This window comes from Microbispora sp. NPDC088329 (assembly GCF_040685655.1).
GTDB lineage: Bacteria > Actinomycetota > Actinomycetes > Streptosporangiales > Streptosporangiaceae > Microbispora.
The window spans coordinates 84,585-102,054 of the sequence record NZ_JBFBIP010000018.1 but is presented as its reverse complement, the minus strand read 5'-3'; the positions used below and the strand labels follow the sequence as shown (position 1 = coordinate 102,054).

Below are 17,470 nucleotides of genomic sequence, written 5' to 3'. Positions count from 1 at the left end.
CGTTCGCGGTGTCGCCCGGCGCGGGCGACCAGAACGCCCCCCCACCGCCAGTGGAGGGAGGCACGAATGCTTTGCCCGTTCCGGGGGCGCGGCCCGGGGCGGGCAAAGCCCTTTTGCCCGGTAGTGTTACGAGCGACGCTCGGAACGCCGACGGCATCGGGGACGGGCAAAGCCCTTTTGACCGTGGCGCCCGCGTCCCGGTGGCTCACATGGTCCGGGCGGCCCGTATGATCTTCCGACGCAGCCGGACGCGCCTGCTGCCGTCGGGATAAAGGCGTAGCCGCTCCAGTTCCCAGTCTCCGTGCTCAGCATGCTCCGTGAGCATCTGCCTCGCCACCTCTCGTGGGGTGTCACGAGGGAGATACAGGTCCAGGTAGGAGTAGTCGAGCACAGCCATTGGTCTCCAGGGCGTGCTAGGGAACTCGTTGGGCTCTATTCTGCGTCTCCGTGGATAACAGCGCCAGGCGGGTTACATTCCCGGACATAACCGGGTAGCCCGAGGGGGAGGAACGTCCGGCGGCAGGTACCTTCAAAGCGGCGCCTCGTCGGCGCCCGAAGGGGGTAACGGCCCCCGGCCCGGACGACGAGGGTGTCACATGAGCCGGGAGAGCAAAGCCCGGCAGCACGGGGAATGACAGCGGACAGCGAGGTAGGAAGCAGCGTGCCAGCCAACAACGGCAACGCCGGCGGAACCCGCCTGGTGATCGTGGAATCGCCCGCGAAGGCGAAGACGATCGCCGGGTACCTCGGGCGCGGCTACATCGTCGAGTCGAGCATCGGTCACATCCGTGATCTTCCGGAGAAGGCCGATGACATCCCGGAGAAGTACAAGAACGAGGCCTGGGCCCGTCTCGGGGTGAACGTCGACCACGAGTTCGAGCCGCTCTATGTCGTGAACCCGGACAAGAAGTCGCAGGTGTCCAAGCTCAAGCAGCTTCTCAAGGAAGCCGACGAGCTCTACCTCGCCACCGACGAGGACCGGGAGGGCGAGGCCATCGCCTGGCACCTGCGCGAGGTGCTCAAGCCCAAGATCCCGGTGCACCGCATGGTGTTCCACGAGATCACCCCGCACGCGATCAGGGACGCGGTCTCCAACCCCCGTCAGCTCAACCTCCGCCTCGTCGACGCCCAGGAGACCCGGCGCATCCTCGACCGTCTGTACGGCTACGAGGTCAGCCCGGTCCTGTGGAAGAAGGTCAAGCCGCGCTTGTCCGCCGGCCGTGTCCAGTCGGTCGCCACCAGGCTGGTGGTCGAGCGCGAGCGGGAGCGGATGGCGTTCACCGCCGCCAACTACTGGGACCTGCAGGCGCTGTTCGACACCGGCCGGGCCGGCGACGACCCGCGGACGTTCTCCGCCACGCTGACCGGTGTGGACGGCAAGCGCGTGGCCCAGGGCCGCGACTTCGCCTCCACCGGCAGGCTGAAGGGCTCCGACGTCCTCCACCTCGACGAGGCCGCCGCGACGGCCCTCGCCGCCCGGCTCGAAGGCGTGTCCTACGCGGTGCGCTCGGTCGAGCGCAAGCCGTACACGCGCAAGCCGTACGCGCCGTTCCGGACGACCACCCTGCAGCAGGAGGCGAGCCGCAAGCTCGGCTTCTCCGCCAAGTACACGATGCAGGTGGCCCAGCGGCTGTACGAGAACGGCTACATCACCTACATGCGTACCGACAGCATCACGCTGTCGGAGACCGCCGTCGCCGCCGCCCGCAACCAGGCGGTCAAGCTGTACGGCTCGGCGTACGTGCCGGACAAGCCGCGTGCCTACACCAGCAAGGTCAAGAACGCCCAGGAGGCGCACGAGGCGATCCGGCCGTCCGGCGAGGAGTTCCGCACGCCCGGCGAGACCGGCCTGTCCGGGGACATGTTCCGGCTGTACGAGCTGATCTGGCAGCGTACGGTCGCCTCCCAGATGAAGGACGCCGTCGGCGAGTCGGTGTCGGTCAAGGTCGGCGGCACGTCCAGTGCCCAGGAGGCCGTCGAGTTCAGCGCCACGGGCCGGACGATCACCTTCTACGGCTTCCTCAAGGCGTACGTGGAGGGTGCGGACGACCCCTCGACCGACCGGGACGACTCGGAGAAGCGCCTGCCCACGCTGGCCGAGGGCGACCGGCTCACGGCGGCCGAGCTGACCGCGCTCGGGCACTCGACCAAGCCGCCCGCGCGGTACACGGAGGCGTCGCTGGTCAAGGAGCTGGAGGACCGGGAGATCGGGCGGCCGTCGACGTACGCGTCGATCATCGGAACGATCCTCGACCGGGGCTACGTGTTCAAGAAGGGCACCGCCCTGGTGCCGTCCTTCCTCGCGTTCGCCGTGGTCAACCTGCTCGAACAGCACTTCGGCAACCTGGTCGACTACGACTTCACGGCCGAGATGGAGAAGGTCCTCGACGACATCGCCAACGACCGCGCCGAGCGGGTGCCCGAGCTGCGCCGGTTCTACTTCGGCGGCGGGGACGGCGACGAGGGCCTGAAGGAGATGGTCACCGACCTCGGCGAGATCGACGCCAAGGAGATCAGCTCGTTCCCGATCAGGGGGACGGACATCGTGATCAGGGTCGGCCGCTACGGGCCGTACCTCGACCGTGACGGCGCCCGGGTGAACATCCCCGAGGACATGGCGCCCGACGAGCTGACCGCGGAGAAGGCCGAGGAGCTGTTCTCACGCCCGAGCGGCGACCGCGAGCTGGGCGTCGACCCGGCGACCGGCCGGAGGATCGTGGCCAAGGACGGCCGGTACGGCCCGTACGTCACGGAGATCCTGCCCGAGGAGCCGGCGCCGGCCGACGGCAAGAAGCGAACCAAGAAGGTGGACGCCCCCAAGCCGCGCACCAGCTCGTTGTTCAAGTCGATGGACCTCGACACGATCACGCTGGAGCAGGCGCTGAAGCTGCTGCAGCTGCCCAGGGTGGTCGGCGAGCTCGACGGCGAGGAGGTGACCGCGCAGAACGGCAAGTTCGGGCCCTACATCAAGAAGGGCACCGACTCGCGGTCGCTGACCTCCGAGGAGGACCTGCTCACGATCACGATCGAGCAGGCCAAGGAGCTGTTCGCCCAGCCCAAGTCCCGCGGACGCGGCCGTGCCGCCGCCGCGCCGCCGCTGCGCGAGCTGGGCGAGGACCCGAACTCCAAGAAGCCGGTCGTCGTGAAGGAGGGCCGCTTCGGCCCGTACGTCACCGACGGCGAGACCAACGCGTCCCTGCGCAAGGGCGACACGGTCGAGGACATCACGCTGGAGCGGGCGGCGGAGCTGCTGGCCGAGCGGCGGGAGCGGGCGCCCGCGCCCAAGCGCGCCACCACCCGGACCAGGGCCACCACGAAGAAGCCCGCCGCGAAGTCGTGATCAACCGCGCCGGGGCGGCGGCCGCAGGCCGCCGCCCCGGCGCGGTGCGCGGGTCAGGCTTTGGCGCAGGTCGCGCCGTTGAGCGTGAAGGCGCTCGGCGGGTCGGAGACGCCGGTGTGGGAGGCGTTGAAGCCGATGCGCGCGGACGCGCCGGGTGCGAGGGTGGCGTTCCAGGGCAGGCTGGCCGCCGTGACCCCGATCCCCGGCGCCTGGCTCCAGACGGCCGACCAGCCCTGGACGATGCGCTCGCCCGCCGACGGGAAGGCGAACCGCAGTGTCCAGCCCGAGATCGGCGTGGTGCCCGTGTTCGTGACCACCAGGTCGGCCGTGAGGCCCGTGCTCCACGCCGACTGGCTGTAGTCGACCTCGCAGGTGACAGCGGGGGTCACCGAGGGGCTCACCGCGGGACTGGGTGACGGGCTGTACGTGGGGAACCCCTGCTGGGCCACAGTGGTGAACGGGTCGGACGGCAGGCTGAGGTTGCCGGCCGCGTCCCTGGCGACCACCACGTAGGTGTACTTGTGGCCCGTCACCAGGTTGCCCTCCATGAAGTAGGGGGAGGACGTGGCGCCGGCCCGCACCCAGCCGGTCTCGGTCAGCCGGAAGACGACGTAACCGGTCACGCCGACGTTGTCGGTCGACGCCTGCCAGCAGAACCCCGTGCCGGGGAAGTCGGCCACGCAGCCGTCGCGCAGTCCCGTGGGCTTGCTGGGCGAGGTGGTGTCTCCGGTGACCGGGCTCGGGCTGACCACCATGCCGGTCACCGCCTGCGCGTTGATCAGCGCCGTCGGCGGGCTGGTGTGACCGTCGGCGTCCTTGGCCACGATGTAGAAGGTGTAGGTCCGGCCGTACCCCAGGCCGCCCATCACGACGGTGGTGCCGGTGGTCGACGTCGTCTTGACGAAGCCGTCGGCCGTGAGCCGGTAGACCTCGTAGCCGGTGACGCCGGCGTCGTCGGTGGACGGGCTCCAGCACAGGCCGACGTATCCCTCGGTGGTGCCGGCCGGCACCGGCGGCGGGCACAGCCGCACGTTCGGGGGCGTGGTCGGCACGGCCGGATCGCCGTTCGGCGACGGGCTCACACTGGTCCGCGGGGTGGGGGAGGGCGTGGCGTCCACCGCCGCGGCGGGCGTGCCGTGCAGCGCGATCGCCGCGACGGCCATCCCTCCTGCGGCCATCCACGCCAGGTGCCGGGGGCTTCTCATGTGTCACCTCGTGTCGTCCGGCCCCCGGAGATCTGCCGGAGGCATCGTCTCCAGAACGCTTCCGCCGCGATCGTCCGCCCGTTCCGCGCGGCGGGCAAAGATCACCGGCGGTGGCACGGCATGAGGCCGACTCGACGGTGAAAATTTCAGCGGGCGTCGGGCCCTTCTCGTCGTCGCGCCCGGGAACGTGGCGGTCGGCGTGGGCTCGTAGCATCGTCGTCAGCCGGCCCTTGATCGCCAGCCGGTCGAGGGGAGTTCTGGTGGGATTCGCAGGCATGATCCTGACGGCCGTGGTCGTGGTTCACCTGTATCTGTGGTGGCGGCTGGTCAGGGCGTCGACGGCGCCGGGGGCGCGTTCGCGCCGGGTGCTGACGTGGATGCTCGTGGCTTTGGCCGCTCTGATGGTGGTGACCTTCGCCGGGAGCCGGCTCGGCCTCGGCATGGACGTCGAGCGCGCGGTGGCCTGGCCCGGCTACCTGTGGCTGGCCCTGATGTTCTACCTGTTCGTGTTCGGGCTGGTCATGGAGGTGCCCCGGGCGATCGCGACGTTCCTCCTGTCCAGGCGCCGCCGTACGGCGGGTCCCGCGGCCCCCGGCGAGCGGGCCGAGGGGGAGGCCGCGCCGGCGGACGAGGTGGTCCTCGCCGGCGCGCCGGCCCAGGGAGGCTCCCCCTCGCGCGGCTCGGCCACAACTGGCAGGCCGGTGCCGGCAGGGACCGCGGCGGACGCGCCGGCCATCGACCGGCGGCTGTTCATCTCCCGTACGGCCTCCGCCGTCGTGGCCGCGGGAGCGCTCGCGACCGTGGGCTACGGCGTGAGCCGCGCCCTCGGCGATCCGGTGATCGAGCGGGTGCCCATCCGCCTGCCCCGGCTCGACCCCCGGATGAGCGGGCTGCGCATCGCGGTCGTCAGCGACATCCATCTCGGCCCGCTGACCGGTCGGGGCCACACCGAGCGGATCGTCCGGATGATCAACGGCCTGGAGGCCGACGCCGTGACGATCGTGGGTGACCTGGTGGACGGCACGGTCGCCGAACTGGGTCGTCTCGCCACGCCCCTGCGGTCCCTCGAATCCCGTTATGGCGCGTATTTCGTGACCGGCAACCACGAGTACTACACCGCGGGCGGCCCCCTGGAATGGATCGAGGAGCTGCGCTCGCTGGGCGTCCGGCCGCTGCGCAACGAGCGAGTCGAGATCCGGCACGCGGGGGCCGTACTGGACCTCGCGGGCGTCAACGACCTGAACGGCGCGCCGTCGGGCGACGGCCCGGACTTCGACAGGGCTCTCGGGGGCCGCGACGCGAACCGGCCCGTCGTGCTCCTGGCCCACCAGCCCGTCCAGGTGACGCAGGCCGCCGCCCACGGCGTCGATCTCCAGCTGTCCGGGCACACCCACGGCGGGCAGATGGCGCCGTTCAACCTGCTGGTGACGCTGCAGCAGCCCGTGGTGGCGGGGCTGGCGAGCGTGCCGCGCAGGGGCGGCGGCGACACCCAGGTCTACGTGACGCGGGGCGCGGGTTTCTGGGGACCGCCGGTCCGGGTGGGCGCGCCGCCCGAGATCACCCTCATCGAGCTGCGCGCCTGACGCCGCCCGCCATCCCCGGCCCGGCCGTTTCGCGCAGAGAGCCGGAATCGGGCAGATCATTGGCGCCATCTCGACAGCGAGGACGGAGCGGACGTAATACCCTCAGGCGACGGGCAGGCCCGAGCGGCCGGCTCGTCCGTCTCCCAGCCCAGCGAACACCCTGGATACGCTGACATCATGAGCATCCCTGCCCGGGCCGCCGCGCGACGCAAGCAGCCGCACGTGCTGGCGAACGCGCCGTTCCGCAGGCTGTGGACGGCGATGGCGACGTGCAGCCTCGGCGACTGGCTCAACATCATCGCGCTGACCGCCCTGGCCGGTAACCTCACCGCGGGGTCCGGCTTCCAGGCGCAGAGCCTGGCCATCGGCGGCGTCTTCATCGCCAAGATGCTGCCCGCGATCCTGCTCGGCCCGCTCGCGGGAGCCGTGGCCGACCGGTTCGACCGCAGGCTGACCATGGTCGTCGCCGATCTCGCCAGGTTCGCGGTGGTGCTGTCGATCCCGCTGGTCGGCGTCTATCAGTGGGTGATCGTCGCGACGTTCCTGGTCGAGTGCGTGAACCTCTTCTGGGTGCCCGCCAAGGACGCGACCGTGCCCAACCTCGTGCCCAAGGAGCGGCTCGAGGAGGCCAACCAGCTCAACCTTCTCGTCACGTACGGCACCGCCCCCGTGGCCGCCGCGCTGTTCGCGATCGTGTCGGGCGTGGTCACGACGATCTCGGCGGCCATCCCCTCGTTCACCGTCGCGGCCACCAGCGTGGCGCTGTACGCCAACGCCCTGGCCTACCTCGCCTCCGCCGTGATGGTCTTCACACTGCGGGCCATCCCGAAGAACCACGTCAAGCACGTGTCCGCGCCGTCGGTGCTCCGGCAGATCACCGAGGGCTGGCGGTTCGTGGGCGGCGACCGGATCGTGCGCGGCCTGATCATCGGAATGCTCGGCGCGTTCGCCGCCGGAGGCGCGGTCATCGGGGTCGCCAAGGCGTACGTGCAGGCCCTGGGCGGCGGCGACGCGGGGTACGGCGCGGTGTTCTGCGCCGTCTTCCTCGGCATGGCGTTCGGCATGTTCTTCGGCCTGCGGCTGCTGAAGGGCCTGTCCCGGCGGCGGCTGTTCGGCCTGTCGATCATGCTCGCGGGGCTGACGCTGGCCGCCGTCGCGCTCATCCAGAACCTGGTCGTCGTGGTCGTGCTGACCGTGGTGCTGGGCGCCTGCGCCGGCATCGCCTGGATCATCGGCTACACCGTGATCGGCCTGGAGGTGGAGGACGGGCTGCGCGGCCGCACGTTCTCCTTCCTGCAGTCGCTGGCCCGGGTGGTGCTGCTGCTGGTCGTGGCGGTGGCCTCCACGCTGGCGGCGCTGTTCGGCGCGCACGCCCTGCGGATCGCCGGGCTCAGCTACCGCTTCGACGGCACCAATCTCGTGCTGCTCCTGGGCGCGCTGCTGGCGATCGCGGTCGGGGTGGTGGCGCTGCGGCACATGGACGACCGGCCGGGAGTTCCCATCGCGGTCGACCTGCTGAACGCCCTGCGCGGGCGGCGGGTCGTCCCGCAGGAGGCGGACCCCGGGCGCGGGCTGTTCATCGCCTTCGAGGGCGGCGAGGGCTCGGGCAAGACGACCCAGTCGCGGCTGCTCGCGATCTGGCTGCGCGACCAGGGCTACGACGTGGTGCAGACCCGCGAGCCGGGCTCGACCAAGGTCGGCATGCGGTTGCGGGCGATCCTGCTGGACGCGGCCCACCAGGGCCTGTCCCCGCGTGCCGAGGCGATGTTGTACGCGGCGGATCGGGCCGAGCACGTGGAGAAGGTCATCAGGCCCGCCCTGCATCGGGGTTCGACGGTGGTCTGCGACAGATATGTGGACTCGTCGCTGGCCTACCAGGGCGCCGGGCGGTCGCTCGACCAGGAGGACGTCGCGAGGATCAACAAGTGGGCGACGGACGGGCTCGTCCCCGACCTGACCGTGCTCATCGACGTGCCCCCTTCGGTCGGGCTCCAGCGGATGGCCTCGCCGGCCGACCGCATCGAGGCCGAGCCGCTGGAGTTCCACGAACGGGTGCGCCGGGAGTTCAGGGCCCTGGCGGCGGCCGACCCCGAGCGGTACCTCGTGGTGGACGGCACGCTGGACCAGCGTGAGGTGACGCGCCTGATCCAGGACCGGGTGCGGGAGATCCTGCCCGACCCGGTGCCGCAGGAGGCCGAGGAGGCCACCGGCACGATGCCCGCCATCCGTGACTTCGGATAACCGCACATGACCGTCTTCGGGGATCTGATCGGGCAGGACCGGCCGATCGACGTGATGCGGCGGGCGGCGGCGGCCGCCGCGGAGGCCGTCGCCGGAGGGCGCGGCGCGGGCATGACCCACGCCTGGCTGTTCACCGGGCCGGCCCTGCGGTCCGCGGCCGCCACGGCGTTCGCGGCCTCGCTGCTGTGCCGCGACCAGGGCTGTGGCCACTGCGACGACTGCCACCAGGTCGAGGTGGGCTCCCACCCGGACGTCACGTTCGTACGGCCCGAGGGTCTGTCGTACAGCGTGCGGCAGACGCGCGAACTCGTGCTCAAGGCGGCGGGGGCGCCCACCCTCGGCCGCTGGCGGATCGTGCTGTTCGAGGACGCCGACCGGGTGACGGAGGCGGCGGCCAACGCGCTGCTCAAGGCCATCGAGGAGCCGCCGCCGCGGACCGTGTGGCTGCTGTGCGCGCCCTCCCCGGACGACATGATCATCACGATCCGCTCGCGCTGCCGGGTCGTGACGCTGGGCACGCCCTCCACCGAGGCGGTCGCGAACGTGCTGGTGACCCGCGACGGGGTGCCCCACGACGTGGCCCTGGACGCCGCGCGGGCGGCCCAGGGAGACATCGGCCGGGCCCGGCGGCTCGCGCTGGACGAGGAGGTGCGGCGCCGGCGCGACGACGTGCTGTCGATCCCCCGGTCGCTGACCGGCGTGGCGGAGTGCATCACCGCCGCCGAGCGGCTGGTGAAGACCTCCACCGAGGACGCCGACGCGGCCACGACCGCCCTCAACGAGACCGAGACCGCCGAACTGCGCAAGGTCTACGGTGAGGGCTCGTCCGGCAAGGGGCTCAACAAGGGCCTCGTGCGGGGCGGCGCGGGGGCGCTCAAGGAGCTCGAGACCATGCAGAAGTCGCGGGCGACCCGCATCAAGCGCGACTCCCTCGACCTCGCGCTGCTCGAACTGGTGGCGTTCTATCGTGACGTGCTGGCCGTGCAGTTCGGCGCCCCGGTCGAGCTGGCCAACGAGGACCGCAGGCACGAGGTGGAGGCCGTGGCGCGGGCGTCCACGCCCGAGCAGACGCTCCGCCGTACGGACGCGATCATGAAGTGCCGGGAGCGGCTGGCGGCCAACGTGAACCCGCAGATCGCGGTCGAGGCCATGACGCTCGCTCTCCGCTCTCCCGCGTAGGAGGCGAGCAACCCCGGCGGGCGTACGGCGTCTCTGGTACATGAAGGCCGAAACGCTCGATCTCGATGAGCAATCCGGGGGGCCCGTGAGCGTCCCGCCCCTGTCGGCGGGCGCCGACGACACGATCAGCGGGCTCTACGCCGAGCACGCCCTCGGCCTCACCCGGCTGGCCCTGATCATGGTCGGTGACCGGGAGAGCGCCGAGGACGTGGTGCAGGAGGCGTTCCTCGGCCTGCACCGGCGGTTCGACGGCCTGCGTGACCGGGACAAGGCGCTCGTCTACGTGCGCGCCGCGGTGCTGAACAACGCCCGCTCCGTGCTGCGCAGGCGGCGGCTGCCGTCCTGGTTCGCCGGCACGTACGACCCGCCCGTCTGGTCGGCCGAGTCGGCCGCGCTCCTCGGCGCGGAGCGACGGGAGGTCATGGAGGCACTCCACCGCCTGCCCCGGCGCCAGCGGGAGGCCCTGGTCCTGCGTTACTACGCCGAGCTGTCCGAAGAGGAGACGGCCCGGGTCATGAAGATCAGCCGGGGCACCGTCAAGTCCACCACCTCCCGGGCGCTCGACGCGCTCGGCCGCCTCCTGGGAGAGACCCGATGAACGACGACGTCATCAGCCGGTTGCAGGACGCCGCCCACGCGGTGGGGGGGACGGTCGAGGCCGTCCCGCCGTTCAACCCGGCCGTCGCCGCGGCCCGCCGTACGCCTGCCGCTTCCAGGCGGGCGAACGCCTGGTTGCTTCCCGTCGCGGCGGCGGCCGCGGTGACGGTCGCGGTCGCGGGTGGGGCGGCCGTCGCCCGCCACGGCGGCGGGACGACGGACACGGCCGCCGGCTCGACGGCGGGCCCCGCCGCCGAGCCGTCCTTCCTCGTGCAGATCCGCTCCGGGGACATGGCGGTCAGGAGCGTCGCCGACGGCCACGTGACGGCCACGGTGCCGGGGCCGGAGGGCGAGCGGTTCACCCGGGTGCAGGCCACCCGGGACAACCGGCTCTTCTACGCCGTGACCGAGCAAGGCGGGTGCCGGTCCCGCTTCTACCGGTTCCGTCTCGGCGACAGCGGAGAGGTCGGCTCCATCGGCGCGCTCCCGTTCACGCCGCCGGAGGGCACCGCCGTCACCTCGCTCGCGGTGAACGGGGACGGCTCGACGCTGGCCTACGGGCTGTCTTCCTGTACGCCGAGCGAGGCAGGCGCCTCCCTGGTCGTCACGGACACGGCGACCGGCGACAGCCGCACCTGGACGTCCGCACGCCCATGGACCGTCCAGGACGTCTCGATGAGTGAGGACGGGCGCACCCTCGTGTTCCGCCGGGCCGGTATGGCCCGGGTCGTTTCGATGAAGGCCACACCGGAGGCCAAGCCGGACGAGGCGACCACCGCGCCGTCCGCGTCACGGGAGCCGCTGCTCGAGGAACCGGCGCCGCGGGATTCGGGAGTGACGGCGAAGCCGGACAGGCCCGCCGCGACCGTGGAACCACCGGGGGAGGAGGCCACCGCCAGGAAGAAGCCTCGGGTGAAGCCGCACGAACCGGGGACACCGTTCCCGATCGTGCAGGCTCCGGAGGCGGCGCCCATACCGCGAGAACGGGCGGTGCCGTCCGAGCCCTCGGCTCCGCCGCTGCCCGAGGGGTGGACGTGTGTGTTGCCGGGTGGGGCGGCGGAGCGCCCGGCCACGGGCACGACGCACGGCGCGACGGAGGATGCCTGGGAATGCTCGGCCTCCCGCACGGTGTGGGTGCTCGACAGCGGCAGCCCCGGCAGCCTCGACGACGTGCGGACGATCACCCTCGGGGAATCGTTCGTCCAGACGATGGGCGGGGTCTACGACATCGCCCTCACCCCTGACGGAGGACGCGTCCTGGCCGCGCTGGCGGGGGGCGAGCCGGCGCGGACGCAGGATGGGACAGCGCTTGCGGGAGCCGTCGCCGGGGTCGTGGCGTACGACGCCGGCACCGGCCGGTTCGTGCGGACCCTCTATCGCCGTCAGGACGGACGGCCTCCCTTCGAGCAACTCGACCTGGACGGCACCGGGCGGTTCGTGCTGGTGGTCGGGCCGGACGAGACGGGACAGGTGACGGAATCCGGCTACCACGCGTTGTTCAGGGACGGTGACGGCTCGTTCAGGGACGGTGGCGGCTCCTTCAAGGACGGTGGCGGCTTGTTCAGGGACGGTGGCGGCGTCGCGCGGCCGGCGGCCTGGTAGGCGGCCCGCAGGCGGCGTCCTCCGGCGGGCCGGGTCTCCCGGTCCGCCGGAGGTTGTCCACAGGCGATGATTGCCGGTGCCGTACGGCACGTATGGTGGGTTCGGACGTGTTAGCCGTACGGGATCGAGGAGGGCCGACGCTTGGGCATGATGATGGCCGTGAGCTTCACCCGCTACGGACGGCTTTACTACCTCGATCCGGGCGGCCACTCTCCCAAGGTGGGCGACAAGGTCCTCGTGCCGACCGACTCCGGGCCCGAGGTCGCCGAGTGCGTGTGGGCGCCGCAGTACGTGAGCGAGGACGTCGAGGGCCTGCCCGTCTGCCAGGGCATCGCGGCCGAGGAGCACCTGGCCCGCGACGAGACCAACCGCCGCCGCAGGGCGGAGGCCCGCAGCGTGTCCAAGCGCCTGATCAAGCGGCACGAGCTGCCGATGAAGGTGGTCGGCGTCGACTATCTGGACGCCGACAACGTCTACACCGTGTACTTCTCCGCGCCCCACCGGGTCGACTTCCGCGCGCTCGTGCGCGACCTGGCCCGCAATCTGCGGGCCCGCGTCGAGCTGCGGCAGATCGGCCCGCGTGACGAGGCCCGGCTCCAGGGCGGCATCGGCCCCTGCGGACGCGACCTGTGCTGCGCGACGTTCCTCAAGGACTTCGAGCCGGTCTCCGTGCGGATGGCCAAGGACCAGGACCTTCCGGTCAACCCGCTGAGGATCGCGGGCGCCTGCGGCCGGCTGATGTGCTGCCTGAAGTACGAGCACCCGCTCTATCAGGAGTTCCGGGCGTCGGCGCCGCGCACGGGCCTCGCGGTGGACACCCCGCAGGGCCCGGGCACGGTGGTGGGGCACAACGTGCCGTCCGACTCGGTCATCGTCCGCCTGAACGAGGGCGGCCGCCGTTGCGCCTGCTCCAAGGCCAGCGTCTGCGCCCCCCGGAAACAGCACGACGCGATGTACGGCGACACGCAGACGGTGGCCGTGAGCGATCCGGAGGGGTAGGGCTGGCACCGCCCGGGAGACTCGGCGCGGCACGGATCGTGCCGTTCGCCGGGGAACCGGCGGGTCCGGCAGCCCGAGGCCACAGTCGGCGGCGCGCATCGGGGCCCTGACCGGCGACCGGTCCTGCCGCCGGATGCGGCGTAATACGCTGCGGTGGTGAGCACCCGGCGACGCCTGGCGACGTGGCTGAAGACGAAGTCGCCGGAGGACCGGCGGCTGATCCTCGCCCGGGTCGGCTTCGCCTCCGACGAGGACATACCCCCGCAGGACCTCGCCCGGCTGCTGCTTCAGCCGCGCGCGGCGCTTTCGCTGGCGCGGCTCTGCACGCTTCCCCAGCACCAGACGCTGGCGGCCGTCGCGTGGCTGGCGGCGCGGCGGCACGGCCCGCTGCTCAACCTCTGGCACGACGGAGACCCGGCCACAAGAGCCGTGCCCCGTGCCGACGTGCTCGACCTGCTGGCCGGGAGCGATGACGCCCTGCGGGCGCACGCCGCGGCCGTTCTGGACACGCTCGCCGACCTGGCGTTGGTGCTTCCTCCGCACGGCGACCAGGTGATCGTGTCCACCGGCGTCCACGCGCACCTCGCCGAGGAGGCGGGGCTCGGCCGCCCGGCGGCCGAGCTCATCGGGCTCCACTTCAACGCTCCCGAGGTGCACGCGATCGCCGAGGCATTGGGGTTCCCCAAGGCCAGAGCGCGGGAGGCCGCGGAGCGGAACGTGCTCGGCCTGCTCACCGATCCCGAGCGCGTGCGGGCCCTGCTCGCGGAGGCCCCGGCGGACGCCCGGGAGTGGCTGCTCGACATCATCGGGCACGGATCGCGGATGCTCACCCACGCCTATCAGGCTCGTGGCGGCTTCTACCAGCACACGCCGAAGTACGCCTTCCGCCCCGGCGGTTCCGGCGACCCGAACACCGACTGGCTGGCCGCGCGCGGGCTCCTCCTGCCCGCCGGGCCGCACGACATGGCGGAGGTGCCGATCGAGGTCGCCGTGGCCGCCCTCGGCGAGCTGCGCGTCCCGTTCGAGCCGGAGCCGCCGCGGCCCCAGGCCGGCCTGCCCCCGGTCGGCCTACCCTTGGCCGCCGGGGCCGAGGGTTCCGCCCAGGCCGCGGCCACCACGGCGCTGTCCCAGATCGAACGTGTGCTCGCCGCGTGCGCCGAGCAGCCTCCCGTCCTGCGCAAGTCCGGCGGTCTCGCGGTTCGCGACACCAGGCGGACAGCCAAATCGGCCGGTGCGCCCGAGGACGTCACCCGGCTATGGCTCGACCTGTCCGTGCAGGCCAGGCTGCTCGGCCTGCACGCCGAGCCGGTGCCGCGGCCCAAGGGCCATCGCGGCAAGCTGCCGGATCCGGTCGTGAGCCTGCTGCCCACGACGGAGTACGACGACTGGCTGAAGCGGTCTCCCGTGGAGCGGCTGACCAGGATCGTCGCCACCTGGACGACCACTCCGGCGGTCTACACCCACTGGCCGGAGGAGGCCGGGACGCCCATCGCTCTCACCGAACCGAGTGATCCGAACGCGGTCGGCATCAGGTATGCCGTGCTCGAGGCACTCGCCGCGGTGCCCGCCGGCAAGGGCGTCTCCGCCGCCGGCCTGCCGTACGTGACGGAGCGGGCGGCCTGGCACCGCCCGCACCACTTCGCCGAGTCGGGAGCGGACGACGATCTGGTCGGCGCCGTCGTGCGTGAGGCCGAGATGCTCGGCCTGGTCGCCGGGGGCGCCCTCACCGGCGTCGGCCGTGTCGCTCGCGATCTGCTGCTCACCGGTGAGGCGTGGACGTCGCCGCAGCCCGCGCTGGCCGACGCCCTGGCGGCCATGCTCCCGCCCGCGCGGGCCACCGCCTTCTTCCAGACCGACCTCACGGCCGTGGTCCGTGGGATGCCCGGCCCCGAGCTCGCCGAGTTGCTCGACGGCGTCGCCGACCGCGAGTCGGAGGGGCACGCCGTGGTCTGGCGCTTCACCGCTTCGACCGTACGCCGTGCCTTCGACGGGGGGCATGAGGCCGGCGCACTGCTGGAACGGCTGGCAGAGGTGGCCGAGGCGCCCCTGCCGCAGCCGTTGAAGTACATGATCAAGGACACCGCCCGTACGCACGGGCGGGTTCGGGTGGTGCGTTCCGGGTGCTGCATCCGTTGCGACGACGAAGCGCTCGTGGAGGAACTCGCCCGATCTCAGGCGCTGCGCGCGCTGGGCCTGCGCAAAATCGCCTCGACTGTGCTCATCAGTGCGGCGGGCGAGGAGGAGACCCTGACCCGGCTGCGCACCGCCGGTTACACCCCGGCGCTGGAGTCCGAGACCGGCGCGACGATCATCGAGCGAGCCGCTCGCCGGCGCGTGTGACGGGATTTGCCGAGGCGGGCGTCCCCGTCTCAACCGCGGAATGTGCGTGCCGTACGCGTCCTCGGGCCGTCTCCGCGGGCAGGCGGTGGCGGCGAACCCACGTCGTCGTGCGGCGACCGGCGCTCGCTCGGCTTCGTGGATTCGCCGCTCGTCCGTCAGCGGCACTCCGCCGCCGGGGTCACGGACTCGTGCAGGTGAGGGTCGGCGTCGACGGCGAGCCGCCGGCGGTGAAGCCGAACGTCGTCGAGGCGGAGGCCCCCAGCGAGCCGTTGTAGGAGGCGTTGCTCACCGACACCGTGGAGCCGGTGGTGCTCAGCGTGCCGTTCCAGACCTGGGTGATGGTCTGGCCGCTGCTCAGGTTCCATTTGACGGTCCAGCCGTTGATCGGCGAGCCGCCGGCCGTCACCGTGACCTCGCCCTGGTAGCCGCCGCCCCACGAGTTGGTGGTGCGGTAGCTCGCGCTGCAGGCGCCGCCACCCGGCGACGGCGAAGCCGGGGGCGTCGGGGACGGTGAGGTCGGGGGCGTGGGCGACGGCGAAGTGGGGGGCGTGGGCGACGGCGAGGTCGGCGGCGTCGGCGAGGTCGGCGGCGTCGGCGAGGGCGAGGTCGTCGTCCCCCCGTCGAACTGCCACCAGTTCATGTTCAACAGGTAGCCGCTGCCGCCGGTGAACCTGAGGTACAGGTCGTGGGTGCCGGTCGCGCCGGTCACCGGGCAGGAGACGGTCGTCCAGGTCTGCCAGCCGCCGGTGCCCGGGACGTCGCACGTCCCCATGAGCGTGCCGGTGGCGCCGTCCCGGCGCACCTCGATCTTTCCGCCGCTGGATCCCGAGGCGACCCTCGCGGTGAAGGTCTTCGCGCCGGTGCCGAAGCCGACGCCCTTGACCTTGATGTAGTCGCCGTTCTCGATGAAGCCGACGTTCATGCCGCCCTCGCTGGACGGCTCGGTCTCGACGCCCGACTCCCAGGCGATGGTCTCGGCCTCCTGCCGGACGTAGGGGTTCAAGGTGCCGATCTGGGGCGCCCCCGTCGAGGTCATGGTGATCGTCGGGATCGTGCCGTCGGCGTTGTAGGTGAACTTCTCCACGGCGACCGAACGGGTGTAACCGCCACCGCCCGGCAACGCGCCGTTGTGGTAGAAGAAGTACGACCCGCCGGCGAAGTCGATGATCCCCGGGTGGTTGGTGAAGCTGCCGCCCTGCGTGGGCATGATCGTTCCCCGGTAGGTCCACGGCCCGGTCGGGCTGGAGGAGGTCGAGTACGCGATGAACTCCGAGCAGCACTTGGCCGCGAACACCATGTAGTACAGGCTGCCCCGCTTGTAGAACCAGGGGCCCTCTTCGAACAGGGTCGGTCGCTTGGCGTCCCCGGTGCGGGTGCCGAACCCGGCGGTGGTGAGGTTGACCTTGGTCGGGCTGCCGGAGTAGGAGATCATGTCGGCGTTCAGCTTGACGTACCACAGGTTCGGGTTGCCCCAGTAGAGATAGGCCTGCCCGTTGTCGTCGACGTAGACGGTGGGGTCGATCTCGCCGTTCTCGACCAGCGGACGCCCGATGGCGTCCTTGAAGGGACCGGTGGGGCTGTCGGAGACGGCCACGCCGATGGCCATCCTGCCGGTCGACCGGTTGGTGGTGGGCACGTACCAGTAGAACTTGCCGTTCCGGTAGACGGCCTGGCCCGCCCACGCGTCGGATTTCGCCCAGCTGAAGCTGGAGACGCTCAACGGGGAGCCGTGGTCGGTCCAGTTCACCATGTCGGCCGACGACCAGACCCGCCAGTCCTTCATCGTGAAGTACGTCGAGCCGTCTTCGTCGTGCCCCGTGTAGAGGTAGACCCGGCCGTTGTAGACGAGCGGGGCGGGGTCCGCGGTGTAGATGGTCTGGATTATCGGATTGTCCGCCCTGGCCGCGGTGGCCGGGAGCAACGCCATGACACAAAGCAGGCCCACGATCCAGGCGACTGTGCGCCTGGACAGTGAAAGCGTGTATCTCACATGCGCCTCCTGAAACGCTGGTGGTGCGCGTCCTGACCGTGGGCAGGGCTCCAACCGTTCGCGTTCCTCGCGCTGCGACGTGAGCGTGTGACCTGCGCGCGTGACGTGAGCGCGTGACGTGAGCGCTGACAACTCGAAAGTTAATGTGAGCGCTAACAATTACCGGATGAGGGACCCTGCCATGCGGCGGAGCCAACCTCATCAGCGGAAAAGGGTCAAGGTGTCGGGCCTGCTCCCGTTCGGCGGTCACCACCGGTCACCTGTGCTGAACTGCGCCCGCGGCCCCGCCGAGGAGGCCGCCGATCCTTGCCGGGAAATGAAAATTTCACCACTGGCGGGAGTTAACGTACGGGCACGTGGTCGAACCGACCGAAGGGGCGTCGAAGGTCACGCT

General features: G+C 71.6%; 11 protein-coding genes. 8 read left to right on the top strand and 3 right to left on the bottom strand.

Annotation, left to right across the window (positions count from 1 at the left end):
- Positions 1-205: 205 nt before the first annotated feature.
- Positions 206-391: a DUF5703 family protein gene (locus AB0O28_RS28705; RefSeq protein ID WP_142624889.1), complete on the bottom strand. Its 186-nt coding sequence runs from the start codon at positions 389-391 to the stop codon at positions 206-208.
- Positions 392-661: 270 nt separating this feature from the next.
- Between AB0O28_RS28705 and topA the strand changes: the two genes are divergently transcribed.
- A complete protein-coding gene (gene topA / locus AB0O28_RS28700) occupies positions 662-3,340 on the top strand; it encodes a type I DNA topoisomerase (RefSeq protein ID WP_363645470.1) in 2,679 nt (892 codons plus the stop codon).
- A gap of 53 nt (positions 3,341-3,393) precedes the next feature.
- Here topA and AB0O28_RS28695 read toward each other — a convergent pair whose 3' ends face one another.
- On the bottom strand, positions 3,394-4,545 hold the full coding sequence (locus AB0O28_RS28695; protein WP_363645468.1) for a cellulose binding domain-containing protein: 1,152 nt from the start codon (positions 4,543-4,545) through the stop codon (positions 3,394-3,396).
- A 260-nt stretch (positions 4,546-4,805) separates the two neighbouring features.
- Here AB0O28_RS28695 and AB0O28_RS28690 point away from each other — a divergent pair, with 260 nt between their 5' ends.
- From AB0O28_RS28690 to AB0O28_RS28660, 7 genes are all read left to right on the top strand, one after another.
- A complete protein-coding gene (locus AB0O28_RS28690; protein WP_363645466.1) occupies positions 4,806-6,128 on the top strand; it encodes a metallophosphoesterase in 1,323 nt (440 codons plus the stop codon).
- 177 nt (positions 6,129-6,305) lie between these two features.
- Entirely contained in the window at positions 6,306-8,369 is a 2,064-nt protein-coding gene (gene tmk, locus AB0O28_RS28685; RefSeq protein ID WP_363645464.1) for a dTMP kinase, read from the top strand.
- 6 nt (positions 8,370-8,375) lie between these two features.
- Positions 8,376-9,548 carry a DNA polymerase III subunit delta' gene (locus AB0O28_RS28680; protein WP_363645462.1) on the top strand — a complete coding sequence of 391 codons (1,173 nt, stop codon included), beginning with the start codon at positions 8,376-8,378 and terminating at the stop codon, positions 9,546-9,548.
- An 85-nt stretch (positions 9,549-9,633) separates the two neighbouring features.
- The gene (locus AB0O28_RS28675; protein ID WP_363645460.1) at positions 9,634-10,146 is read left to right on the top strand and encodes a SigE family RNA polymerase sigma factor; all 513 of its coding nucleotides are present in this window, start codon (positions 9,634-9,636) and stop codon (positions 10,144-10,146) included.
- Entirely contained in the window at positions 10,143-11,747 is a 1,605-nt protein-coding gene (locus AB0O28_RS28670) for a hypothetical protein (RefSeq protein ID WP_363645458.1), read from the top strand. The genes AB0O28_RS28675 and AB0O28_RS28670 overlap by 4 nt, the downstream gene beginning before the upstream one ends.
- Before the next feature lie 147 nt (positions 11,748-11,894).
- Positions 11,895-12,746 carry a regulatory iron-sulfur-containing complex subunit RicT gene (gene ricT / locus AB0O28_RS28665; protein ID WP_363645618.1) on the top strand — a complete coding sequence of 284 codons (852 nt, stop codon included), beginning with the start codon at positions 11,895-11,897 and terminating at the stop codon, positions 12,744-12,746.
- A gap of 156 nt (positions 12,747-12,902) precedes the next feature.
- A complete protein-coding gene (locus AB0O28_RS28660) occupies positions 12,903-15,086 on the top strand; it encodes a helicase-associated domain-containing protein (protein WP_363645456.1) in 2,184 nt (727 codons plus the stop codon).
- 178 nt (positions 15,087-15,264) lie between these two features.
- Here the strand turns inward: AB0O28_RS28660 and AB0O28_RS28655 are convergent, their stop codons facing one another.
- Complete coding sequence (locus AB0O28_RS28655; RefSeq protein WP_363645454.1) at positions 15,265-17,013, bottom strand: family 43 glycosylhydrolase; 1,749 nt, start codon at positions 17,011-17,013, stop codon at positions 15,265-15,267.
- Between the last annotated feature and the right edge of the window lie 457 nt (positions 17,014-17,470).

Coding starts and splice junctions, on each gene's coding strand:
- AB0O28_RS28695 (WP_363645468.1), bottom strand. CDS start 4,545: ATGAGAAGCCCCCGGCACCTGGCGTGGATGGCCGCAGGAGGGATGGCC.
- tmk (WP_363645464.1), top strand. CDS start 6,306: ATGAGCATCCCTGCCCGGGCCGCCGCGCGACGCAAGCAGCCGCACGTG.
- AB0O28_RS28680 (WP_363645462.1), top strand. CDS start 8,376: ATGACCGTCTTCGGGGATCTGATCGGGCAGGACCGGCCGATCGACGTG.
- AB0O28_RS28670 (WP_363645458.1), top strand. CDS start 10,143: ATGAACGACGACGTCATCAGCCGGTTGCAGGACGCCGCCCACGCGGTG.
- ricT (WP_363645618.1), top strand. CDS start 11,895: ATGATGATGGCCGTGAGCTTCACCCGCTACGGACGGCTTTACTACCTC.
- AB0O28_RS28655 (WP_363645454.1), bottom strand. CDS start 17,013: ATGGCGTTGCTCCCGGCCACCGCGGCCAGGGCGGACAATCCGATAATC.